The following is a 23,546-nucleotide window of genomic DNA, read 5'->3' on the forward strand; positions in this document are numbered from 1 at the left end:
ATTTTTCGCAGAAAGGTGTGGAAAATGACAAAACACAAAATTATGAAACCGGTATACCTGTTGACAGCATTTTTTCTAATGGGTTCTCTGTTGTCCGGATGTGCGACAGCACCGGGGAGCACGTCAGGAAAAAACAGTGCGGAAAATGCCGAGCCGGACGTATCTGAGTTTGTAGTTGCTATCGAAGAAGAGCCGGATACAGTGGATTTTCAGTGCACGTCCATTCACTACACAGTTGCACAGAATGTATTCGACCGTCTGGTAGAGATGGAAAACAATGCCCATGGAAGCGCGGTTGTTCTGCCATCTCTGGCAAAGGACTGGGAAGTGTCTGATGACGGTATGACCTACACATTTCACCTTCGCGAGGGTGTAACCTTCAGTAACGGATCACCGCTTACGGCTTCGGATGTGCTGTATTCATTTACCCGTCTTCTGACTCATCCTGATTCCTGCAATCAGGATATCATTGATAATATTGCAGGTGCCGCTAAATTAGAAGCCGGTGAGACTGATCAGCTGGAAGGCTTTAAGATTTTGGGAGATCTTGATTTTTCCATTACTTTAGAGGAACCTTTTGCGGCATTTTTGCCATGCCTATCCATGCCCGGTGCATCTATTATGGATGAAGCGACAACTGTTGAGGCAGGGGACCGTTTTGGGACGGAGCCCGAATGGACAGTCGGAACCGGCTCCTTCGTTCTATGGAAATGGAATAAGGGAGAAGGTATGCTGCTCAAAGCAAATAAGAATTGCTGGAACGGAGTACCTAAGTGCGAAGGACTGGATCTGAGATTCCTGTCAGAGGCAGAAGATATTGAGGCATTATTTGAAAAGGGTGAACTGGATATCCTGGATCTGGATGGCCTTGGCAGCGATGCTGATAAATATCTGAATGATAGTTCGTATAAAGATCGTTTGTTCCGCGCGCACCCGGTAGGAATCACCTATATCGCGCTTAATGAGTCCATAGAACCATTAAATAATGTGGCTGTACGTAAGGCACTGCAGATGGCGCTGGACAGACAGGCACTTCTGGACAGCAGCAGGAATGGAAGGGGAGAGATTGAGCAGGGAATATTCCCTCATGGCCTTAGCGGTTACAATGAGGATCTTCCCGAGATTGCCTATGATCCTGATGAAGCGGCGGCGCTCCTTGCTGATGCGGGGTATGGGGACGGATTTGAAATGACAATCAGTGTTAAATCTTCTGTAGCCGACTGGGAAAAGTCTATGATGGAATCAGTAGCATCCATGTGGGAAAAGATAGGAGTTAAAGCTACTGTGGAGGTAATCGATGACTCCGAATGGATGACCCTTCGAAAGAGCGGACAGCTTACCTGCTACGAGGCAACCTGGACAGCAGATTTTAACGATCCCGATAATTTCATTTATACATTTTTCGGAAATAAGGAGAACACAACCTTCAGGAGCCTTTGCTACCCGCGTGAGGACATCATGAAACGGGTTACCGATGCCCGTGCCATTACGGATAAGGATGAGCGCATCAAGGAATACAGAGACTTGGAGAAGACGATTATTCAGGATGAAGCTGCGTGGATTCCGCTGTTTTCACGAATCCGATACTATGTGAAGAGTGAAAAGCTGGATGGCATTAAGGCATCCTGGAATGGCTCAGTGAAGAATAATTATAGAAACATGTCGAAAAAGTTAAAGACTATATATTGACCATGACATCACTTCGATGAACCGGAAAGAATTATTAGCACTCTCTATTGACGAGTGCTAATAATCGTGTTATAACAGTTGTAGAACAGAATATAATACAAAATTTCAGTCAGGAAGAACTACTAACCGGTAAAAGAGGTGATAGTTATGAAGATAGACAGATTTACACAAAAATCAATTGAGGCTGTCCAGAACATGGAGAAGGTTGCGGTTGACTACGGCAATCAGGAAATCGAGCAGGAGCATCTTTTATACAGCCTGCTGACCATAGAGGACAGTATTATTCCGAAACTCATTGAGAAGATGGGTATCGATAATAAGGTGTTCCTGGCAAGAGTTGATGAAGCTCTGAAAAAGAGAACCAAGGTGCAGGGAGGAAGCCCGTATGTGGGTGCCGGCCTTAACAAGGTACTCCTTAAGAGTGAGGATGAGATGAAGGCGATGGGCGATGAATATGTGTCAGTTGAGCACATATTCCTTGCGATGCTTCACTATCCTAACAAAGAGATTATCAATATATTCCAGGCATTCGGAATCGACAGGAACAGATTCCTTAAGGCACTGTCCGAGGTGAGAGGCAATCAGAAGGTGACCTCCGACAATCCTGAGGCCACCTACGATACGCTTGAAAAATACGGAACAGAGCTTGTGGCCAAGGCAAAGGCGCAGAAGCTTGAGCCCGTTATCGGAAGAGACGCCGAGATAAGAAATGTCGTAAGAATTTTGTCCAGAAAGACCAAGAACAATCCTGTTCTCATCGGTGAGCCCGGTGTAGGTAAGACGGCGGTGGTTGAGGCGCTTGCGCAGAGAATTGCAGAGGGCGACGTGCCTGAGAACCTGAAGGATAAGAAAATCTTTTCACTTGATATGGGTTCACTTGTTGCGGGCGCCAAGTACCGCGGTGAGTTCGAGGAGAGACTTAAGGCAGTTCTACAGGACGTCAAGGAATCCGACGGCGAGATAATTCTTTTCATAGATGAGCTTCATACAATAGTGGGTGCGGGAAAAACAGATGGCGCGCTTGATGCGGGCAATATGCTTAAGCCCATGCTTGCAAGAGGCGAACTTCACTGTATCGGTGCGACAACGCTTAATGAATACAGACAGTACATTGAGAAGGATGCTGCTCTTGAGAGACGTTTCCAGCCTGTAATGGTTTCGGAGCCTACAGTTGAAGATACCATAAGCATCCTCAGAGGCCTGAAGGATCGATATGAGGTTTATCACGGTGTTAAGATCATGGACTCGGCGCTCGTTAGTGCAGCGACACTCAGTAACAGATACATATCCGACAGATTCCTTCCCGATAAGGCAATCGATCTGGTGGATGAGGCCTGTGCACTTATAAAGACCGAGATGGACTCTATGCCTGCAGAGCTTGATGAGATGAACAGGAAGATCATGCAGATGCAGATTGAGGAGACAGCTCTGAAAAAAGAGGATGATTCCTTAAGTAAGGAGAGACTCGAAAATCTTCAAAAAGAACTGGCAGAATTAAAGGACAGTTTTGATACACAGAAGGCACAGTGGACCAATGAAAAAGAAGCTGTGGACAGGCTTGCGGTAATTCGTGAAGAGATTGAGAGCGCGAACAGCGAGCTGATGATTGCCCAGAGAAGGGGCGATTTTGAGAAGGCCAGTGAACTTCAGTACGGAAGAATTCCCGAACTGAAGAAACAGCTCGAAGAGGAAGAGCAGAAGGTTGGATCGAAGGACATGTCTCTTGTCCATGAGAGAGTATCCGATGAAGAGATAGCCCGGATTATTTCAAGATGGACAGGTATTCCTGTTGCCAAGCTGACTGAGAGTGAGAGAAATAAGACTCTTCACCTTGAGGATGAACTTCATAAGAGAGTCATCGGACAGGATGAAGCTGTGACCAAGGTTTCCGAAGCTATCATGCGTTCAAAGGCTGGTATTAAGGATCCCGGCAAACCGATCGGCTCGTTTATGTTCCTTGGACCCACAGGTGTAGGTAAGACGGAACTGGCTAAGAGTCTTGCGGCTTCGCTTTTTGACGATGAGAACAATATCGTAAGAATTGATATGAGTGAGTACATGGAGAAGTTCAGCGTGTCCAGACTTATTGGAGCACCTCCCGGATATGTGGGATATGAGGAGGGCGGTCAGCTCACTGAGGCGGTTCGCAGGAAGCCCTATGCGGTTGTACTTTTTGATGAAGTGGAAAAAGCGCACCCCGATGTATTCAATGTACTTCTGCAGATACTTGATGATGGACGTGTTACTGATTCTCAGGGAAGGACTGTGGACTTTAAGAATACAATTCTCATCATGACTTCCAATATCGGTGCGCCCTACCTTCTTGACGGAATTCAGGAGGATGGCAGCATAAGCAAGGAAGCAGAGGACCTTACGATGAACGAGCTGCATGCGCGCTTCAGACCGGAGTTCCTTAACAGACTTGATGAGATGATTCTGTTTAAGCCGCTGACCAAGGACAATATCAGCGGAATCGTTAAACTGATCGTTGACGATCTTAACAGGAGACTTTCGGACAGAGAGATTAGCATTCGTCTTACACCTGCAGCTGAGCAGTTTGTTGCGGACAATGCCTATGATGCAAATTACGGTGCAAGACCCGTTAAGAGATTTGTGCAAAAGCATGTTGAAACTCTCTCCGCAAAGCTTATACTTGAAGATAAGGTTATGCCACACGATGTAATTGAAATCGATGTGGAAGGTGATGCGCTTGTCGCACGTGCAATAAAAGTTTGATAAATATTATTGCCTTCTCCGAGGGGGCGCTCGACGTCCGGGGTTGCTACTCATCCGGGGGATGAGTGCTTAGCAACGACCGGAGTGGAACGGAGACCGTCGGTTTAGCGCGGACCGAAGCGGAGCGAAGACAGGTGGCGCGAAGCGCCGGATGAGGGGGCCGCATGATACCGAAAGATCCAATAATGCTACTTAGTTACATAAACACCCAGCTCAGGGACAATTACAGCAGTCTCGACGCACTTGCGGAAGGGCTTGATATAGGAAAAGATGAGCTGGATGGGATTGTAGCAAAACTTAATGGGATTGGATATGTTTATAATCCGGATTCCAATAAGTTTGCCTGAAATTTTATATATAAAAAACCGCATGAATTCAAGGTTTATTACGTATTGAGTAAGAGGATGTCAAATATTGGCATCCTCTTTTCATATATTGCGAATTTGTTGACAAAATGTGATAAAGGCAAGCGCACTTTCTGGTAAGCGTTTGGGCAATATTTCCCCTTATAATTAATCAACTTGCTGTGTAATATAGGGGGATTGCACAACGTCGACAAAATTTTAAAGGAGGATGTGTAAGGTATGCACAAAAGGTATTGGGGTATGTCATCTGTTTTGATGGCAGCAGTCCTCGCTGTATCATCTGTCAATGTAAGTACGCTACCGGTTAATGCGGCTACAGAAGAAGCAGTAGTACAGACGGAAGAGATTGCTGGATCTGAGCAGGAGACAGCAGAGAAAGCTGAGTCTGAAACAAAAGAGGAAGTAAAAGAGGAAGCGGTAGAAACCAAAGAAGAAACCAAAGCTGAAGCTCCCGAAGAGAAGAAGGAAGAGGCAGCTGAGGAAAAAGTGGAAGAACCCAAGGTTGAAGAACCCAAGGCTGAAGAAACCAAGGCTAATGAGAGCGAAACTGTTGGAACAGCAGAGGAGACTAAGGAAGCTGCCGAAGAGGCCGCACCTGCAGTTGCCGAGGAGGAAGCTGAAACTGAAGGGCTTGAATTCAGAGGCAGATGGAATCCGAATGATGTTGTAAAAGGAAAACTTACATTCTCAGAGATATATCAGGAGTATGTTTATGATCTCGGAGAAGAGATTCCTACAGATGAGATTGAGAAGATTTCTGTAAAGGTAAAAGATCAGGGTGGAAACCTTTGCATTAAGTTTTATGCTTCACTTAGTCAGCAAGAAGAAGATTTCCATGAATACAACTGCAGCGGAAAGGATGAGTATTCCTTTACTCCAAACTATGACGGAGCAGTAAGATACGTTGCTGTTATGAGTAACGATAATGCCGACGTGTATCCTTTGAGCGTCACAGTTACAGACATATCTGTTGAGCGTAAGAATGCTGCAGGATCAGAGGAAAATACTGAAGCTCCGGTATTTATGGGCAGATGGGATCAGAGCATCTCAGCACAGGGAACACTTACATTCAACGCTCAGTATGAGGAGTTCGTTTATGATCTGGGAGAGGATATCCCTACAGATCAGGTAGATAAGATCTCGGTTAAAGTTAAGGATCAGGGTGACAACCTTTGCATCAAGCTATACTCCGAACTGTCAGAAGCCGGCGAGAAATTCCAGGACTATAACGCAAACGGCAGTAGCGAGTATTCATATACCCCTGACTTTGATGGTACTGTAAGATATGTTGGTATCATGTCCATGGCTGAGGGTAACTATCCTTACAGCGTGACCGTCACAAGCATCAAGGTAAATAAAAAGGATGGATCATCTTCCGAGAAGAATGAATACGAAGAGACAATCGTTTTCGAAGGTGATGATCTTAAGTTCAGCAATAAGAATACAGGCGAGGATGTTGAGGGACAAACTCTTTCATACGCTGAACAGTGGAATGAATATTGGATGTCCATTGGCAAGACCTATGCAATAGATGATATCAAGGAAATAAAGTTCTATTTCACTGAAGCAACAAATATTCTTTGCTTTAAGTTATATGATGAGCAGGATACTGAGGTAACTCAGATTTACGGACAGAGTGGACAGAGCACATATACTTATCGTCCTTCTTCAACAGGAGATGCATGCAGAATTGCTATCATGGCTATGAATAACCAGGATGAGGCATTCCCGTTTGATGTTACAGTGAAAAAGATAGAACTTACAGTTGATAACACACCTGAAGCACTTCGTCCCAAGAAGGAAGTTGAGCAGGATATCGTGGATCTTCGCGATCCCGTAACAGCTCTTATGGGTGATGATTTCATCATCGGTACAGCAGCAAGTTATGATGAGTTCCGTGATCCTCTTGATATGGAGCTTGCAACAAAGCATTTCAATGGCGTAACACTTGGTAATGAGCTTAAGCCTGAGTCAATGCTTAAGGCAAATGCAGAGATCACAACAAAAGTTCTTGATGGCGAGGAGATCGCATTCCCGGTACTTGATTTCTCATTACCTGAGAGCCGTCTCGACTTCTTTGTTGACTGGAATGAACAGCATCCCGAGAAGCCGATCAAGATCAGAGGCCACGTTCTTGTATGGCACTCACAGACACCGGATTTCTTCTTCCGTGAGGATTATGATACTTCAAAGCCTTATGTAACACCTGAGGTTATGAACAAGCGTCTCGAGGTATACATCAGAGAAGTTGCTGAGCACTTCACAGGTGAGGGCAGCAAATATGCAGGAATGTTCTATGGCTGGGATGTTGTTAATGAGGCAGTCAGTGACGGAACAGGTACATACAGAAATGCAAGCGAGAACTCAACATGGTGGAGAGTATATGAGTCACCCGAGTTCATCAACAATGCATTCGTATATGCAAACAAATATATGCCTGCAGATGTTGACCTCTTCTACAACGACTACAACGAGACAGTTACTAACAAGATGGAAGGTATCTGCAAGCTTATCGAAAATGTTAAGGCTACACCCGGCGCAAGAATCGACGGTATGGGCATGCAGGCTCATTACCAGGTTGCAGCTAACTCTCCTACAATGGAGCAGTTCAAGATTGCTGCAAGAAGATATGCAGAACTCGTTGATCAGGTTCAGGTTACCGAGCTTGACTTCAAGGGAGCTGCAAGTGCAACGGACGAGAAGCTCGCTGAGAGATACAAAGCAGTTTATGACACAATCAGAAGACTTAGAAATGAAGGCGTGAACTTCACAGGTATGACTATCTGGGGAATTACAGATAAGCATTCATGGCTCCAGACAGCAAACAACAACGGTGGCGGATCAAACGGAAGCTCAAGACAGTATCCTCTTCTGTTCGATGATAACTACCATGCAAAGAATGCGTTCTATGCTCTTGCCGAAGCAGGTGAGCTTGAGCCCGAGATCAGAAGCATTACTCTTGTGCAGAAAGTAAATGATGACTTCTCAGTAGGAGAATCTTACAAGGTTACAGGCGACGATTTCGATGCTACATTTATTCCTGTTTGGGATGAGAACGGGATTACTGTAAAGGTAACCGTAAACGACTCAACAGTGAATGAAACAGATGGCTTCATGGTTCTGGCAGATGACGGAACAGGAGAACTCAAATTTGTAAATGTTACAAGAGAAGAGGCAAAAGTAACAGATACAGGTTATGAGGCAGTAGTAAATCTTGAGGTTGATCAGGAAGCACTTGAAACAAATAAAGTAAAGATGGATTTTGTTGCATCAGATAAATGCAATGCAGTTGTATTTGGTGATACAACTCTGGTTAAGGCACTTGATGAACTTCCGAATCCCAGCGATCTGAATAAGCTCGATACCAAGTATTTCGCAGTAACAGTAGTTAAGCCTCTTCTTGCAGTTGCAAGCGGCAGCGTAGTAGTTGACGGTAAGGTTGATGATGCATGGAATGATGTTAAAGCAGTTCCGCTTACAATTAACCTTGGTTCAGAGGTAGAGGCATCAGCTAAGCTCCTTTGGGATTCTAAGTATCTCTATGTTCTTGCAGATGTTAAGGACGCAGTTTTAAACAAGGATTCATCTGATGAGTACCAGCAGGATTCACTTGAAGTATTCATCGATGAGAACAATGCAAAGACAAGTTCATATCAGGATGATGACAAGCAGTACAGAATTAACTATCTGAACGAGCACAGCTTCAACGGCACAAAGTGTATTGAGGATAATGTAAAGTCTGCGGCAGTTCTTACAGAGGGTGGCTATCAGATCGAAGCAGCATTCAAGTGGACAGACATCACACCTAAGACAGGTGCTCAGGTTGGTCTTGAACTTCAGATCAACGATGCTAACGCATCAGGAAAGAGAAGCGGAACACTCAGCTGGGCAGATAACACAGGTAACGGTTGGTCTTCAACAGAGGTATTTGGAACTATCGTTCTTACAGGTGAGGCAGTTGATCCTGTAGAAGAGCCTGCTACAGAAGAGCCCGCTACACAGGAGCCTGCTGTAGAGGAACCTGCAGAAACACCTTCCGAGCAGACGGAGGAAAAAACTGAGGAGAAGACTGAAGAGAAGACAAAGCCCGCAGAGGAGAAAGCATCTTCAGTAGAAACAAAGGAAGAAGCAAAGACTGCTACAGCTACTACTCCTGCAGAAAGTGTTAAGGAGAAGGAAGAGAATACTCTTAAGGTTAAGGGTAAGACAGTAGCCATCAAGGCTTCTAAGGTTAGCAAAAAGACTCAGAAGATAAAGATTTCCAAACTGGTTAAAGTCAGCAAGGCAAAGGGCGATGTAACCTATACAAAGGTAAGTGGTAACAAGAACATTAAGATCGACAGTGAGACAGGTAAGGTAACTGTTAAGAAGGGTCTTAAGAAGGGCACTTATAAGGTTAAGGTTGCAGTTAAGGCAGCCGGCGACGATACACACAAGGAAGCTACAACAGAAGTGACCTTCAAGATTAAGGTTAAATAACCAATAACTTGATATTGCTATTAATTAGTAATTTAAAGCTAATTTAAGTATCCCTTTCTGCCCCGGATGAGAGCGCTCTCATCCGGGGCCTTTGTTTATCTTATTTTATTGCGATACAAAACCACATGAAGTATAATATATAGTGTATAAGTACAAGTTATAGTAGGTCGGGGAGCTATTTTTCGTGGTACCTTCAATTGATATTCATTGTCATATATTGCCCGGTGTGGATGATGGATCTCCTGATATGGAGACCAGTCTTGCAATGCTGAAAACCGCTTATTCAGAGGGCACTAAGGGCATGATACTGACTCCGCATCATAAGCCGATGCATCACAATGTAAGCCCGGAACATCTTCCGATATATACGGGTGAGCTTATGGAGAGAGCACATCAGGCAGGTATCAACGTTCAGCTTTTTCCCGGAAATGAGATATACTACAGTGATCAGACGCTCAGAGAGCTCGAGAGTGGAAGAGCATCAACTCTTGCCCAGTCGGATTATGTACTTATAGAGTTTCATCCAACAGATATGTATAAGACTATACATAATGCCCTGTACGCAGTTCAGTCAGCAGGATACATGCCGATTCTTGCGCATGTTGAACGCTATGCGGATATGGCTAAGCATGTGAAGTATGTGGATGAACTGTTAGATATGGGAATATATATACAGGTTAATGCTAATAGCGTAATGGGAAAATATGGCCTTGGAATAAGGCATTTTACCAGAGAGTTATTAAAACAACAGATGGTTCATTTTGTTGCAACCGATGCACATGACAATGGTTCGCGGGCGCCGCACCTCCTGGATTGTCGGGATTATGTGGAGGGGAAGCTCGGCGAAGATTATGCGCTTAAGATTTTTCATGATAATGCCATGAAAGTGCTAAGAAATGAAGTTATCTGACAAACAAATTTGATCCTTTAACCGATTTTTAGGGAAGGATTATTTACTTGATTCTGTGACCGGACGAATGAGGGGCGTATGGGAAAAGATGATGTAATTGAAATTAATCTGGGGGAATTGTTCGCAGTCTTACTTGGAAGAGCATGGCTCATCCTGAGTGCGGGAGTGTTCTTTGCGCTCCTTTGTCTATTTGTCAGTAAATTCGTACTGACTCCATTGTATTCCTCAACTACAAAAATATACATATTGAACAAGGAAGAAGGCGCGACCGTAACCTATTCGGACGTGCAGATATCCACGCAGCTGACGCAGGATTATGCACAGCTGATAAAAAGTCGCTATGTGCTTGAAGAGGTTATTCAGACACTCAGACTCGACATGGATTACGACGAGCTGAGCAATCTCGTATCCATCAGCACTCCTGATGATACGCGTATTGTAGCAATCACTGTCAGGGACTCCGATCCTATGATGGCGATGAAGGAAGCCAACTGCGTGCGTGAGGTTGCTTCAAAACACATTCAGAACGTTATGGATATCGATGCCATTAACATAGCAGAGCTTGCAAACATGCCGACTGAAAAGTACAGCCCCAGTGTCAAGAGATGGACTATGATCGGCGGTGTTGCGGCTGTTGTTGTGGTATCCGCAGTTATCATTCTCAATTACCTTATGGACGACACGATAAAGTCAAGTGATGACGTAGAGGCATATCTGGGCCTCAGCACCCTTGCCATGATACCTGCGATATCCGATGAGCAGAACAATAAGAAAAAGAGAAAATCAAAATCAAGTAAGACGTAATAGCTACCTTTCTGGAAAAGGTGGTATGTAGAAAATTATTTATGCCTTCTCCTGTGGAGAAGGTGGCGCGCAGCGCCGGATGAGGGGTAACATGCAGCAAACCACATTACATTTCAGCGAATCCGAAAATAATTACCAGATAAAGGAAGCCTATAAAACTCTTCGAAGTAATGTTGAGTTCAGCGGGCAGGATGTGCGCGCAGTCTCGGTGACCAGCTGTACACCCGGTGAGGGCAAATCCAGCGTCTCCATGGCACTTGCGAGAGCCTTTGCGGAGGCAGGAAAGAAGACGGTTCTTGTGGATGCGGACATGAGAAAATCTGTAATGGTAGGCCGCTATAAGACAGGCTCCGTAAGACTTGGTCTTACGCATTGTCTTGTGGGCCGCGAGAAGCTCTCCAATGTTATATGCGAGACCGATACTCCGAACCTTTATGTTATTTTTTCTGGACCTATTCCGCCCAATCCCAGTGAGCTTCTTGGAGGTCAGATTTTCAGCAAGATTCTCGATAACATGAAGAATGTTTTCGACTATATAATAATCGACACTCCTCCTCTTGGAAGTGTTATTGATGCAGCCGTTATCGCGAAGCAGTGTGACGGCACAATAATGGTTATTGAGGATAATGCCATAAGCTACCGCTTTGCTCAGAAGGTAAAAAGTCAGCTTGATAAAGCGGGTGCCAAGGTTATAGGTGCAGTGCTCAATAAGGTTGATATGACCGGCGGCGTTTACGGTCATTATGGCAGATATTACGGCAGATATTATGGCAAGTATTACGGGAAATATTACGGAAAAAATGATTCATACAGTGATGGCAGTATGACCGGAGGAAAGCCGGGAAGAATCATGCAGCCGCAGGTAAAGTCAGAGAGACCTGCACCTTCAAGTGCAGCGGCCAAGGGCAATCTTGATGAACTTGATTACATTGAAGGCGTAGTCAGAAAGGATTGAGGAACTATAAGTGAAAAGTAATATACTTGCATTCTTTTTCACAATAGGAAGTATAGTGATGGCTGTTTTCATAGTCTGGTTTTACAACATGACTGATAGAATTCAGCCTGAGATGAGGTTCTCCTCATATGAGCTCACTTACGATGAAAATACGAAGGAAGCAGATCTTCTTAACGGAGTGGTAGCTTATGATGCTATTGACGGGGACATCACAGACAGGATAGTTGTTGAGAAGACAATTCTGAACGAAGAGCAGGAAACTGCTGTTGTTTACTATGCTGTGAGTGATAAGTCCGGTAATGTGACTAAACAGTCCAGAGTTTTTCCGGCAAATATCGACAGTATTAAAAGTAACGGCAATGTGCTGTTTTCAAGCGACCAGAGCTACAACGCTTATCCGGAGGGTGTAGTAACAGACGGATTTAACACAGAGGGATTTGGAACGGGAGAATCAGAAACCGTAGGTAATTAATTATGAGTGGGCATGAAAGAAGAAAAAATGGATTAAATAAATTCCTGCTTATATGGTGTATAGTGGTCACACTGATTTTGGTGGGCCTTGGAGCTTTTCAGGCTACAAGGGTCATTGGTAAGTCCGGCCTTTTTTCAAAAAATGCTGTAAGTGCGCCTGTAACTAAGAGCACTGAGGTGCTGACCCAGGCAGAGAGTGCCATGAAATGGGAGGACGACTGGGTAAAGCATAACGGCGAAATATACGATTATAACGATGATATAATGACATTTCTTGTGATGGGAATTGACAAGAAGGACGAGGAGGTCAGCCCTGTGTACGGCGAGATAAACGGCGGTCAGGCAGATGCACTTTTTCTTATTGTTTTCAATCCTCATGATAAAACGACCAAGGTCATCGGTATTAACAGAAATACCATGACGGATATTGAAATGTACGATGAATATGGCAATTTTGTAAACACGATAAAGGCACAGATTGCGCTTCAGCACGGCTTCGGAGATGGCGTTGAAGGTTCCTGTGAGCTCCAGAAGAGAGCTGTGAGCGATCTGTTTTACAAACTGCCCATACATGGTTATGCGGCTATCAATATGAGTGCAATCACTACGATAAATGATGCTGTCGGAGGTGTGGATGTGACGCCCACAGCTGATTTCGAGAGCGGTGATTACAACTTTAAAGCGGGAGAAAACGTTCATCTTGACGGTGAAGCCGCTTTTGCTTTTTTGCGTGGAAGAAATATGGCTCAGATAGGATCAGCAGACAGAAGACTTGAGAGACAAAAAATATATCTGACAGCATTTATTTCACAGGTTATTGATAGGGCGGAGAGTCAGCCTACGCTCGCAGTGGATATTTACAAAGAAATAAGCAAGCAAATGGTAACAGATGTTTCGGCTGATCAGCTGTCCTATATAGCATCCACTGTTTCCGGATATAAGTTTGATGCTGACAGCCTGCTGCTTCTTAAAGGTGAAACGAGACTTGGAGATGAGTTCGAAGAATTCTATCCGGATGATGATGCCAAATACGAGATGTTTCTCGATGTTTTTTATGAAAAAATCGATGTGCAGGGGTAAAGGAAACTAAACAATGAACCGATATAAAGAATGGACAGTTTATAAGTTGCTTGAAAAAGGGGGACTATTTCTGATTGGTATGAGTGTGGCGGCTGTTCTTGCGTCATGCGGTAATCAGACTGAAACCGAAGAGGAAAAAACAAAGAAATCTCAGGAACTTATTGATCAGAATCCTGATATTTTCGGATGGCTTGTCGTACCTGATACGAATATTGATTATCCGATCGCCCAGAGTCTTGATGGTGACGACACTTATTACAAGACTCATGATATCACCGGAACGAAGGAGAGTGAAAAGGGCGGGATTTATATTGAGTCGGTCAACATGAATGACATGTGCGACTTTAACACCGTGATATACGGATCCACCACGAAGGACGGAGACATGTTCTCGGAGCTCTGGAATTTCGCAGATGAAGACTTTTTTAACAGCCACGAGACATTCATGATTGCCATCGCGGATAACATACTGACATACGAAGTCTGGACAGCCTACGCGAGAGATAATAATGATGTGATGCATCAATATGATTTCACGGAAGCAGAGGGCTGTCAGCAGTACCTCGATGATATGAAAAAGGATTGGACCTCGGCAACTAACATTCGAAGCGAATGGGAACAGGGGGCAACACCTGATAATTTCCTTGTTAGTTTGGTTACAGTGGATCCCGAGCATCCGGATAAACAGTGGGTGGTTGTAGGATGTCTTATAGATGATCAAAACGGCACTATTGACAGGAATGATGAGATACCGGATATAGGTGATACGCGGACACCTGAGCTTCCATCGGATTAATCGTAATTAAGTAAAAATAAAGCTAGTGTTCATGCAGAGTTTATAGTTTTTTAAGTAGTATATTAGTCGTATTTTTGATAATATTAATTTAGGTTATCTTATGAGTATCATACGCTGAAAGGCGTAGAAAGGGGAACTGTTATGAAAAAGATAATGGCTTTATTGTTGGCGGGAGCAATGATTATGTCAACCCCGATTATGGCAGGGGCTACTGTTATCCGATCACCCAGAGCTGAAGAAGCTTACCAGCGCGGTCTGGCAGAAGGCAGATATCAGGAGGCAAAAGCACATGGTGAATATCTTGAGAGAGAAATCGCTGACCTCAAAGCGCAGGTGCAGAACCTTTACAATAAAGTTATTGAGCTTGCAAATAAAAAGACCAACGTAGAAGTAAAGGTTACGGTTAAAAACGGCAAAGCATCAAAACCGAAGGTGGTTGTTAAGAATAACACAGTTGGAAGCGGTTATTCACCTGCATCAGAGCCTTTTGTAAATACAGTTCTTAAAGCCCCGGGACTTGATTGCCCGATCCCTGTAGGACAGGGTGGAAAGCTCGTTATCTGCGGAGTTAAGACCAGAGCAACTTTCGTTATGAGAGAGACCACATCTGCCAAGGTTGATTCCGCAAAGATCCTTGCAGCACAGATCGGTGGATCGGTTAAGAACGTGGTTGAGACCTACGCACCCGGTGTTCGCTTCAGTACAGCACAGGTTGATTTCAAGGTTTACGGTGCTCACGACGGCGATATCTATAGAGTATTCCAGATGGGACCGAAAGGAACCTGGAATGAAGTACAGGTTGACGAAGTACGTGAAGGCCATGTGATTTGCACGGTTAACAGAACCGGAACATTTGCATTTCTTAAGATGAATTAAGACCAATGAAATTGGTTTTAAATACGAATTGTTGAAAACAATTCAGGAGTAAAAGGTATCAAATATGTTTTAAAGCCTTCGCAAGAAGGTGTCAGCGCAGCTGACGGATGAGGGGAAAATTATGAATGATACTGCTTTAGCCAGACAGGAACAAGCGATCATTGAAGTATCAGGAAGAAAGATCATTAACCTGATTTATCAGGAGGTGTACGATCACAAGGCGAATATTTACAAAGGCCTTAAAAGGGCCTTCGATGTGGTTGCATGCAGCCTCGCGCTTGTTGTTTTGTCACCGATTTTCCTCGTGACAGCGCTTGCTATTATGCTTGAAGACGGCGGCCCGGTGTTCTTTACTCAGTACAGAGCCGGGAAGAACATGAAGCCATTCAAGATTTACAAGTTCCGCAGCATGTACAAAAATGCGGAAGCCCAGTTCCAGCGCATGCAGGCACAAAACGAACAGACCGGTCATGCGTTTAAGATTAAGGATGATCCAAGAATCACGCATGTCGGAAAATTCATTCGTAAGTATTCGATTGATGAACTTCCGCAGCTCATAAATATCATTAAGGGTGATATGAGCATAGTTGGACCAAGACCGATCCTGGTGAACCAGATGGAAGAGTGCAATGCTTATGAAAAGCAGAGACTCATTGTTAAGCCCGGTCTTACCTGCTACTGGCAGGTTGGAGGACGTGCTAACATCAAATGGGATGAATGGGTTGAACTTGACCTGAAATATATAAAAGATATGAGCATCGCAACGGACATTAAGCTAATACTCAAAACAATTCCCGTGGTGTTTGAATCCGAGGGTGCTTACTAAAGAGAATGGATTACGTGAAGCTCCTTTGCTAAGGCAAAGGAGTTTCGTTTTAGTAGAGGACATGATGAGGTGGAAAATGGCGAAGGATAACATACTCGAACTTATCGGAAGAACAGAACCGCTTTTTGTTAATGATATTCAAAACAGAGAAGCGCAGTTAAAGGAGATTATCTCATCCTCAAGATTCCTTGTAGTCGGCGGTGCAGGAACAATTGGCTCCGCTATTTGCCGAGAACTTTTCGCAAGGGATCCGAAGGTTTTACATGTAGTTGATATAAGTGAAAATAACATGGTTGAACTTGTGCGTGATATCAGATCCTCTGCCGGCTACGGAAGCGGTGAGTTTGCTACTTTCGCGATAGACTGTGGAAGTGAGATTTTTGAAGCTTTTATAGAAGCTCAGAAAAAGCGCATCGGCGGTTATGACTATATTTTCAACACCTCTGCGCTTAAGCATGTGCGCTCGGAGAAAGATCCGTTTACACTGATGCGAATGGTAGACACCAATATTTTTTATACGGAAAAACTCATGAGGATGGCAGAGGATATGGGGGCTAAAAAGTACTTCTGCGTATCCACCGACAAAGCCGCCAATCCCGTAAATATGATGGGAGCATCCAAGCGAATCATGGAGATGTTCCTTAGCAGAAGAAGTGCGAACATGCCCTTGTCGATGGCGAGATTTGCCAATGTGGCATTTTCGGACGGAAGTCTGTTATATGGGTTTAACAGGAGAATAGAGAAAAATCAGCCGATTGCAGCACCCTGCGATGTCAGGAGATACTTCGTGACACCGAAGGAATCCGGTGAACTCTGCCTGTTGTCTTGTCTTACAGGAGAGAACAGAGATATCTATTTTCCTAAACTGAGCGAAGAATTAAACCTAATCACCTTCAGCAGCATTGCGGAGAAATATCTTGCAAACCTGGGTTATGAGCCCGTACAGTGTTCTACAGAGCAGGAGGCAAGAGACAGAGTCAGTGAGCTCAAAGCGCAGCACAAATACCCTGTGTTTTTCTTTACCAGTGACACAACCGGTGAGAAGGATTTCGAGGAATTCTACACTGATAATGAAGTTCTTGATATGGATAAATTCGAATCCATAGGAATCATCAAAAATGAGCTTGATTTTAATGCTGATTTGTTGGATGATTTTGTAAATACAATTGCTGACATGAAGAGACGAGGAACTTGGGAGAGAGCGGATCTTATTGATTTGTTTAATAGGATGATTCCCAATTTCAACCATAAAGAAACCGGCAAATTTCTTGATGGTAGAATGTGAACGTGTCAGCGAAGCTTACGGAGATTATTAAAGCCTTCCCCCCACAGGGGGAAGGTGTCAGCGTAGCTGACGGATGAGGGGAAGGAGAATGACTATGAAAAATGTAACACTCGGCCGCACCGGCATAACCGTTCCGCAAAATGGTTTTGGCGCACTTCCGATTCAGAGAATACCGCTTGAAGATGCAGTAAAGCTCCTTCGCAAAGCCTATGACGGAGGCATGCGATTTTTTGATACCGCAAGAGCCTATAGTGACAGTGAAGAGAAGGTGGGCGCTGCCTTCGGTGACGGCTATGTAAAAAGAGAAGACATCGTCATCGCGACTAAGACAGGCTCTAAAACTCCCGAAGAATTTTGGGAGCATCTGGAGACCTCACTTGATAAACTTAAAACTTCATACATTGATATTTACCAGTTCCATCTGATGAATCAGTGCTGGAAGCCTGACGACGGCACGGGCATGTATGAGTGCATGATTAAGGCGAAGGAACAGGGAAAGATTAAGCATATCGGCGGAACCGCTCACAAAATCGGAATAGCGAAAGAACTCGCCGAGTCCGGATTGTATGAGACTGTGCAATATCCGATGAGCTATCTTGCAACCGATCAGGAAATAGATTTAATACATCTTTGTAATGAGAAGAATGTCGGATTTATCTGCATGAAGGGGCTTGCCGGTGGACTTATCACTAATTCGAAGGCTGCAATGGCCTTTGCAAATCAGTTTGACGGACTTGTTCCTATCTGGGGAATTCAGAGAGAGACCGAGCTTAACGAATGGCTTTCCTACATGAACGACACGCCGCAGATGGATGCAGAGATTCGAGATTTTATTGAGAGTGAGAGAAAAGAGCTCATGGGTGATTTTTGCCGCGGTTGTGGATACTGCATGCCCTGCACTGTGGGTATCCAGATCAATCAGTGCAACCGCATGACGCTTATGCTTCGCCGTGCTCCCAGTGACAGCTGGCTCTCCGAATACTGGCAGGCAGAAATGAACAAGATAGAGGAATGCGTGAACTGCGGAGCATGCCTTTCAAAGTGTCCGTATGAGCTGCAAATTCCTCAGCTCCTTAAGAAGAATCTCGAGGATTACAGAGAGGTTCTGGCAGGGAACAGAAAAGTGAAATGAGATTGGATTTAAGATTTATGAGAAATATTATGAAAAGGGTTCCGGCTTTTATTTTGGCCGGAACCATAGTTTTGCCAGGAATTCTGACAGGTTGTGGCGGGAATAATGATACATCGGAGAATGGCGGAGATTCTGCTTCCGAGTTGTTTACGAAGATTGAAGATGCTGATAAAACAGAAGAAGTACAGCAGAATGATGTAGAAAATACCGATTCTACGGTTGAAGGGAACGATGATCGCGATGACTTGACCGGTAGTGATGATGGCAGAAGTTCAGATGAGGATGACGGAATCCTGACCTCTTCGGCAGACATAAACCTTCATGACGATGGCTCCGGCAAAAACTACACCTTCACATACAACGGCGAAGATTTCTCTGCAATTTATGTCGAGGATAATTGGAAAATAATAGACTCATACAAAATAAACAGCGTCAGCGATATGCTCTATATCTGCCAAGCGCTTATAGATGAGAAGCCTGTCCATGGAAGAGATATGCAATCCTACAGAGATGCTGAGGACATGGCCTACGAGTGGGCCCAGCACAACATGGCCTATCAGATACTTCCCGATGGCAACGACATGAAATCCCACGCAAAGGATGTCGACTTTGATCCGCAGGATCAGAACAAGGACTTCGATGAAATCTATAAGGACAGGACGGGGAAAGAATTATCGCTGGATGATATTTTTGATAAACTGAATTGAAAAGTGGCATTGAATTTTGCGGATATAGAGAGGAAAGAATATATGACACTCCAGGAAATGATGAAAGATGAATTCGAAGAAGGCGTAAAACAAGGAACAGATAGACACCTGATTGATCAGATATGCAAGAAGTTGTCAAAAGGCAAGGATACAGCTATTATTGCAGATGAAGTCGAGGAAGATATTTCTGTTGTAGAAAAGATTTGTGATGTCGCTAAAGAATATGCTCCGGACTATGATGTTGATTCCATTTATAATGCTTTGGAAACTACAAGAAGGGCTTCTATATAATTTTGTTCATGGCTATTTCAGGCTGTTTAAGATGGATTCTACCAATGACAAAAGCCCATATTTAGCGTATAATATCCCTATAGAACTGCGTGTTCTATGGGGATTTTCTTATGTGGTGAACTTGATGAAAAAAGTTATTATTCGGGGGCATTTTATATTTTGATTAATTAGCGGCAGCGCGCCCGAATATTCGGCGTGGCTGCCTTTTTCTATTGAAAGTAATTATTCATTTGCTAACAGTGTATATGATACAGTAATCAGTATTTGTCTGATGGCCTATTTTATATAGAAAATGATGTTAAAAATGGAGATAGGGGAATATGAATGTTTTTTATGAGCTATATCATAAAATGTATGGAAATAAGGCATTGTTCAAAATTAATTGTTTTTTATTAAGGTCAGGAATTGAAAAGCAAATGGCATATTATTTTCGAACTATGAAGAGTGAAAGAAGAAAAAGGATATATAGTGAGACACAGAGTTTTTTTAACGATAATAGTGATATTGTAATCAAAAACATGCAATTATTAGCGGATGAAAAAAGCAAAGAAGTATACAAGGCTTTAATTGATTATCGAGGGAACAGGATGCCATTAAATAAAAATATATATTCCTTAGATGATCAATATTTTGTAGATGAGTTTTTGAAACTACAAGATGACGAAGTGTTTGTTGATTGTGGTGCGTTTGTGGGAGATACCATAAATAATTTGTTATTAAAAGCAGATAAAAGTAACACGAGAATCAAGAAAATTATAGCATTTGAACCAGAACATGAAAATTATGTTTTGCTTAAAAAATATTATGCTAACGATTATAGAATTATTCCAATTGAGGCAGGAACTTCAAAACGTAATGAAACGATGAAACTTGTTGGAAATAGTACATTTGCAAGAGTTGTTGAAAATGCGTCAGATAATGGGATTGCCGTAAATTTGCGTAGTATAGATGATGTTAAGGAATGTCGTGATGCAACATACATAAAAATGGATATAGAAGGATCAGAAATGGATACCTTGATAGGTGCATCAGAAACAATAAAGAGAAATAAACCTAAACTTGCAATTTGCATCTATCATAGCAACATAGATATGCTACGTATTATTCCGTTTGTCAATAAATTAAATTCATCGTATCGGTTGTTTGTTCGACATCATTCCAGAGGCACTTCTGAGACTGTTTTATATGCTATTCCGGAATGAACAATCTAAGAGAAGGATGGATAATGAAGATATAAGAGTTTGATTGGGGCTAATGATGGAAAACATAGATACTACAAAATTTATGCAAGATATTGAACTTGGAATATTAAAAGAGATAGACAGAGTGTGTAAGACTGAGGGAATAATGTATTTTGTTTCCGGGGGTACATTTCTTGGCGCTGTAAGACATAATGGGTTCATTCCTTGGGATAATGATGTAGATATAGGAATGTTTAGGGACGATTATGAGAGATTTTTAAAAATCGCACAGGATAAATTTAAAGAACCGTACAAACTGCATACATACACTAATTATAAAGAACATCATTATTATATGTCGCATGTAGTAGATTCAAGATACAGTGTTAGAAGATTAGGAAGCGCAGATAAAAGAGTTGAAAACATTTGGGTTGATGTTTTTCCGTATGATGGTTTGCCTAATAATGTATTTATTCGAAATATACATTATTTTAGGCTGACGTTTTGTAGAGTAATGTTCCATTTGGCATATTTCGAGACTGTTGATAGAACTCGAAGTGACAGAACTTTGGTAGAGATGATAGCAATTTCGATTTGCGAATTTGTCAGTAAATGGATTAGACCAAATAAGAAAAAATGGAGAGAAAGAATTGATAAACTTTTGAAAAAATATCCACTTCAACAAAGTAATTTTATCGTAAATTTTATTGGAGTAAAAAGAAAAAAGGAGATTTTTTCTAAAGAAGTATTTACAAATCTTGTTGAGTATTGTTTTGAGGGGATGACAGTTCTTGCACCAAGGGACTATGATCATGTTTTAAGCCAGTTATATGGTGATTATATGACTGAGCCAGATGATAAAGACAAGGCAACTCATCCAGTAGAAATTGTCTGATGGACGAGGGAGTATTTAATGCTTGTAGAAGTAGATGTGATTATACCGGTTTATAATGAAATCAAAAGCCTTGATAGATGCATAGAAAGTGTTTTGGCTCAGAATTATGCTGATTACAGGATTATTATTGTGGACGACGGATCTAATGATGGTTCTGAAATTAAGTGCGATGAATATGCTGAAAAATATGAAAACATTACTGTAATACATCAGACAAACAAGGGGTTAGGAGCAGCTAGAAATGTTGGTGTAATTGCATCGAATGCTGAATATATTCTGTTTGTCGATGCTGATGATTATATTCATAGATGTATGTTATCACTCTTAGTCAGCATGGTACTTAATAAAAATGCAGATATGGCAACGATGAAATTGGCGGCTATACCAGATGAATATGTAGGAACGAGCGAAGAAGAATCGATTTCAGAAAAAGATATTATAATTATGAAAACGCAAGATGCATTGGAAGACATGTGTTACATGAAGCATTTTGGATTTTCGGCGTGTTCCAAATTAATAAAGAGAGATTATTTGATAAGGTATCCTTTTCCTGAAGGAATAATATACGAAGACACAGCAATTATGTATAAGATAGTCAGCGAGTGCAATCGAATAGTGCATATAAATAAAATTGGATATTATTACACTCAGACTTTAGGGAAAGGAATAACTCGAGGGAAATATCAAGATAATTATATAGATGGAATAGCAGTAGCTGAGGAATTGAGAAGCTATTTAGAAAAAAGGTACCCTATGATAGTGAGTGCTGGACAATTTCGAATAGCATATAGCGCCTATTCTATAACAAAAACGCTAACAGGTGGAACAGCTGAAGAAAGAGCTAATTATAAACATGTTAAAAGTGTTTTATGTAAAGCCTATTATAAAGAAGGCGTTTTTAGAGATCCAAAAGTGAATACTAAAAGAAGAATTCAGATTGGAATGGCAACATTGGGATATATACCAATGGTTATTAGTTGGAAATTATACTATATGCTAATAAGGATTAGAAAAATGTGATGGTGGAGACGGATATAAAAATTTCAGTAATAATCCCGATTTATAACGCACAAGACTTTTTGATAGAATGCCTAGATTCAATATTAAAGCAGACGCTTAAGAATATTGAAGTGATATGCATAGATGATGGCTCTACGGATGATTCTTCAGTAGTGCTTAATATGTATCGTGAGAAAGATGATAGAGTACGAGTTGTTCATCAAGATAATAAAGGGTCTGCTGAAGCAAGAAATATGGGATTATCAATTGCTAAGGGTGAATTTATTTGTTTTATGGATGCAGATGATTATTATCCTAATGAGAGTGTTTTGGAATGTTTATATAATAAGGCAATTTCCAACAATGCTTTGATATGTGGGGGGAGTCTGAATCAATACTTGCAAGATAAAAACATTACCAAAACGAAATTCTCACGATTATCTAGAATGTATTCATTTACTAAGGAAGGGAAAATATTATACAAGGATTATCAATTTGATTATGGGTATACAAGATTTATATATAAGACAAAGTTAATAAAGGATAATAATGTTCAATTCCCAAACTATTGTAGATTTCAAGATCCGCCTTTTTTTGTGAGGGCGATGCTTATTGCTAATGAATTTTATGCTATACCTATGTGTACGTATGTTTATAGACAAAAACATAAAAAAATAAAATGGGATGATAGAAGAATAAACGACGTAGTAGATGCAATTTCTGATGTAATACATTTGGCGATGAAGAGTTGCTGTTGCGAACTCTTCTGGATAGCAGTATACAGATTATGTATTAGCGGCTATAGATGGGAAATAACTGAAAAACATAGGCTATTACCAGATACTGTAAAAAGAATAGAAAATATATATCAGATATGCAAAAGTGAAAATAAAAAAACAAGTGCTTTTAGGGACAGTATGTTAGGTTTTCTTTTGACAAATGGAGTTAGATGCGTGATAAAGCAAAACAAAGTTTTGCTTTTTGTCTTGAGAATGCTGGCTGCATTTGTTTTGAATGTTAAGTATTGTTTGGTGAGATATTGAGAAATCATTGATTGTATGAGAATTAG

At 42.1% G+C, this 23,546-nt stretch carries 20 protein-coding genes; all 20 read left to right on the top strand.

All coding sequences use genetic code 11. From position 1 onward, the window contains the following. Nucleotides 1-42 precede the first annotated feature (42 nt). The 20 genes from G596_RS0105630 (at nucleotide 43) to G596_RS0105725 (ending at nucleotide 23,520) form a co-directional block, all read left to right on the top strand. The gene (locus G596_RS0105630; RefSeq protein WP_044928035.1) at nucleotides 43-1,689 is read left to right on the top strand and encodes an ABC transporter substrate-binding protein; all 1,647 of its coding nucleotides are present in this window, start codon (nucleotides 43-45) and stop codon (nucleotides 1,687-1,689) included. Between the two features lie 147 nt (nucleotides 1,690-1,836). Continuing rightward, nucleotides 1,837-4,425: an ATP-dependent chaperone ClpB gene (clpB, locus tag G596_RS0105635; RefSeq protein WP_022760868.1), complete on the top strand. Its 2,589-nt coding sequence runs from the start codon at nucleotides 1,837-1,839 to the stop codon at nucleotides 4,423-4,425. Between the two features lie 164 nt (nucleotides 4,426-4,589). Next, nucleotides 4,590-4,772 (top strand): DUF4250 domain-containing protein, encoded by a 183-nt coding sequence (locus tag G596_RS0105640; RefSeq protein WP_022760869.1) that lies wholly within the window; start codon nucleotides 4,590-4,592, stop codon nucleotides 4,770-4,772. Nucleotides 4,773-5,009: 237 nt separating this feature from the next. Beyond that, nucleotides 5,010-9,269 (top strand): endo-1,4-beta-xylanase, encoded by a 4,260-nt coding sequence (locus G596_RS0105645; RefSeq protein ID WP_081646650.1) that lies wholly within the window; start codon nucleotides 5,010-5,012, stop codon nucleotides 9,267-9,269. A 184-nt stretch (nucleotides 9,270-9,453) separates the two neighbouring features. Then, on the top strand, nucleotides 9,454-10,179 hold the full coding sequence (locus tag G596_RS0105650; protein ID WP_022760871.1) for a CpsB/CapC family capsule biosynthesis tyrosine phosphatase: 726 nt from the start codon (nucleotides 9,454-9,456) through the stop codon (nucleotides 10,177-10,179). A gap of 78 nt (nucleotides 10,180-10,257) precedes the next feature. Then, the gene (locus G596_RS0105655; protein WP_022760872.1) at nucleotides 10,258-10,983 is read left to right on the top strand and encodes a YveK family protein; all 726 of its coding nucleotides are present in this window, start codon (nucleotides 10,258-10,260) and stop codon (nucleotides 10,981-10,983) included. Nucleotides 10,984-11,074: 91 nt separating this feature from the next. Then, nucleotides 11,075-11,938 carry a polysaccharide biosynthesis tyrosine autokinase gene (locus G596_RS0105660; RefSeq protein ID WP_022760873.1) on the top strand — a complete coding sequence of 288 codons (864 nt, stop codon included), beginning with the start codon at nucleotides 11,075-11,077 and terminating at the stop codon, nucleotides 11,936-11,938. Nucleotides 11,939-11,948: 10 nt separating this feature from the next. Next, complete coding sequence (locus G596_RS21115) at nucleotides 11,949-12,410, top strand: DUF5011 domain-containing protein (RefSeq protein ID WP_139176184.1); 462 nt, start codon at nucleotides 11,949-11,951, stop codon at nucleotides 12,408-12,410. 2 nt (nucleotides 12,411-12,412) lie between these two features. Next, nucleotides 12,413-13,489 (top strand): LCP family protein, encoded by a 1,077-nt coding sequence (locus G596_RS0105670; RefSeq protein WP_022760875.1) that lies wholly within the window; start codon nucleotides 12,413-12,415, stop codon nucleotides 13,487-13,489. A 13-nt stretch (nucleotides 13,490-13,502) separates the two neighbouring features. Then, entirely contained in the window at nucleotides 13,503-14,285 is a 783-nt protein-coding gene (locus tag G596_RS23570) for a class B sortase (RefSeq protein ID WP_022760876.1), read from the top strand. A gap of 141 nt (nucleotides 14,286-14,426) precedes the next feature. Further along, complete coding sequence (locus G596_RS0105680; RefSeq protein ID WP_022760877.1) at nucleotides 14,427-15,161, top strand: hypothetical protein; 735 nt, start codon at nucleotides 14,427-14,429, stop codon at nucleotides 15,159-15,161. 121 nt (nucleotides 15,162-15,282) lie between these two features. Further along, a complete protein-coding gene (locus G596_RS0105685; protein ID WP_022760878.1) occupies nucleotides 15,283-15,987 on the top strand; it encodes a sugar transferase in 705 nt (234 codons plus the stop codon). A gap of 76 nt (nucleotides 15,988-16,063) precedes the next feature. Then, nucleotides 16,064-17,272 carry a UDP-N-acetylglucosamine 4,6-dehydratase gene (locus G596_RS0105690; protein ID WP_022760879.1) on the top strand — a complete coding sequence of 403 codons (1,209 nt, stop codon included), beginning with the start codon at nucleotides 16,064-16,066 and terminating at the stop codon, nucleotides 17,270-17,272. A gap of 94 nt (nucleotides 17,273-17,366) precedes the next feature. After that, a complete protein-coding gene (locus G596_RS0105695; RefSeq protein WP_022760880.1) occupies nucleotides 17,367-18,404 on the top strand; it encodes an aldo/keto reductase in 1,038 nt (345 codons plus the stop codon). A gap of 29 nt (nucleotides 18,405-18,433) precedes the next feature. After that, nucleotides 18,434-19,111 carry a hypothetical protein gene (locus G596_RS0105700; RefSeq protein WP_026671215.1) on the top strand — a complete coding sequence of 226 codons (678 nt, stop codon included), beginning with the start codon at nucleotides 18,434-18,436 and terminating at the stop codon, nucleotides 19,109-19,111. A 42-nt stretch (nucleotides 19,112-19,153) separates the two neighbouring features. Further along, the gene (locus G596_RS21125) at nucleotides 19,154-19,402 is read left to right on the top strand and encodes a hypothetical protein (protein ID WP_022760882.1); all 249 of its coding nucleotides are present in this window, start codon (nucleotides 19,154-19,156) and stop codon (nucleotides 19,400-19,402) included. Nucleotides 19,403-19,722: 320 nt separating this feature from the next. Next, a complete protein-coding gene (locus G596_RS0105710) occupies nucleotides 19,723-20,604 on the top strand; it encodes an FkbM family methyltransferase (protein WP_022760883.1) in 882 nt (293 codons plus the stop codon). 52 nt (nucleotides 20,605-20,656) lie between these two features. Beyond that, complete coding sequence (locus G596_RS0105715; protein WP_081646651.1) at nucleotides 20,657-21,478, top strand: LicD family protein; 822 nt, start codon at nucleotides 20,657-20,659, stop codon at nucleotides 21,476-21,478. Between the two features lie 18 nt (nucleotides 21,479-21,496). Continuing rightward, nucleotides 21,497-22,498 carry a glycosyltransferase family 2 protein gene (locus G596_RS0105720; protein ID WP_022760885.1) on the top strand — a complete coding sequence of 334 codons (1,002 nt, stop codon included), beginning with the start codon at nucleotides 21,497-21,499 and terminating at the stop codon, nucleotides 22,496-22,498. Then, on the top strand, nucleotides 22,498-23,520 hold the full coding sequence (locus G596_RS0105725) for a glycosyltransferase family 2 protein (protein ID WP_022760886.1): 1,023 nt from the start codon (nucleotides 22,498-22,500) through the stop codon (nucleotides 23,518-23,520). The genes G596_RS0105720 and G596_RS0105725 overlap by 1 nt, the downstream gene beginning before the upstream one ends. Nucleotides 23,521-23,546 lie beyond the last annotated feature (26 nt).

The sequence above is a fragment of the Butyrivibrio sp. AD3002 genome (assembly GCF_000420905.1).
Taxonomy (GTDB): domain Bacteria; phylum Bacillota; class Clostridia; order Lachnospirales; family Lachnospiraceae; genus Butyrivibrio.

Coding starts and splice junctions, on each gene's coding strand:
- G596_RS0105630 (WP_044928035.1), top strand. CDS start 43: ATGAAACCGGTATACCTGTTGACAGCATTTTTTCTAATGGGTTCTCTG.
- clpB (WP_022760868.1), top strand. CDS start 1,837: ATGAAGATAGACAGATTTACACAAAAATCAATTGAGGCTGTCCAGAAC.
- G596_RS0105640 (WP_022760869.1), top strand. CDS start 4,590: ATGATACCGAAAGATCCAATAATGCTACTTAGTTACATAAACACCCAG.
- G596_RS0105645 (WP_081646650.1), top strand. CDS start 5,010: ATGCACAAAAGGTATTGGGGTATGTCATCTGTTTTGATGGCAGCAGTC.
- G596_RS0105655 (WP_022760872.1), top strand. CDS start 10,258: ATGGGAAAAGATGATGTAATTGAAATTAATCTGGGGGAATTGTTCGCA.
- G596_RS0105660 (WP_022760873.1), top strand. CDS start 11,075: ATGCAGCAAACCACATTACATTTCAGCGAATCCGAAAATAATTACCAG.
- G596_RS0105670 (WP_022760875.1), top strand. CDS start 12,413: ATGAGTGGGCATGAAAGAAGAAAAAATGGATTAAATAAATTCCTGCTT.
- G596_RS23570 (WP_022760876.1), top strand. CDS start 13,503: ATGAACCGATATAAAGAATGGACAGTTTATAAGTTGCTTGAAAAAGGG.
- G596_RS0105680 (WP_022760877.1), top strand. CDS start 14,427: ATGAAAAAGATAATGGCTTTATTGTTGGCGGGAGCAATGATTATGTCA.
- G596_RS0105685 (WP_022760878.1), top strand. CDS start 15,283: ATGAATGATACTGCTTTAGCCAGACAGGAACAAGCGATCATTGAAGTA.
- G596_RS0105690 (WP_022760879.1), top strand. CDS start 16,064: ATGGCGAAGGATAACATACTCGAACTTATCGGAAGAACAGAACCGCTT.
- G596_RS0105695 (WP_022760880.1), top strand. CDS start 17,367: ATGAAAAATGTAACACTCGGCCGCACCGGCATAACCGTTCCGCAAAAT.
- G596_RS0105700 (WP_026671215.1), top strand. CDS start 18,434: ATGAAAAGGGTTCCGGCTTTTATTTTGGCCGGAACCATAGTTTTGCCA.
- G596_RS21125 (WP_022760882.1), top strand. CDS start 19,154: ATGACACTCCAGGAAATGATGAAAGATGAATTCGAAGAAGGCGTAAAA.
- G596_RS0105710 (WP_022760883.1), top strand. CDS start 19,723: ATGAATGTTTTTTATGAGCTATATCATAAAATGTATGGAAATAAGGCA.
- G596_RS0105715 (WP_081646651.1), top strand. CDS start 20,657: ATGATGGAAAACATAGATACTACAAAATTTATGCAAGATATTGAACTT.
- G596_RS0105720 (WP_022760885.1), top strand. CDS start 21,497: ATGCTTGTAGAAGTAGATGTGATTATACCGGTTTATAATGAAATCAAA.
- G596_RS0105725 (WP_022760886.1), top strand. CDS start 22,498: ATGGTGGAGACGGATATAAAAATTTCAGTAATAATCCCGATTTATAAC.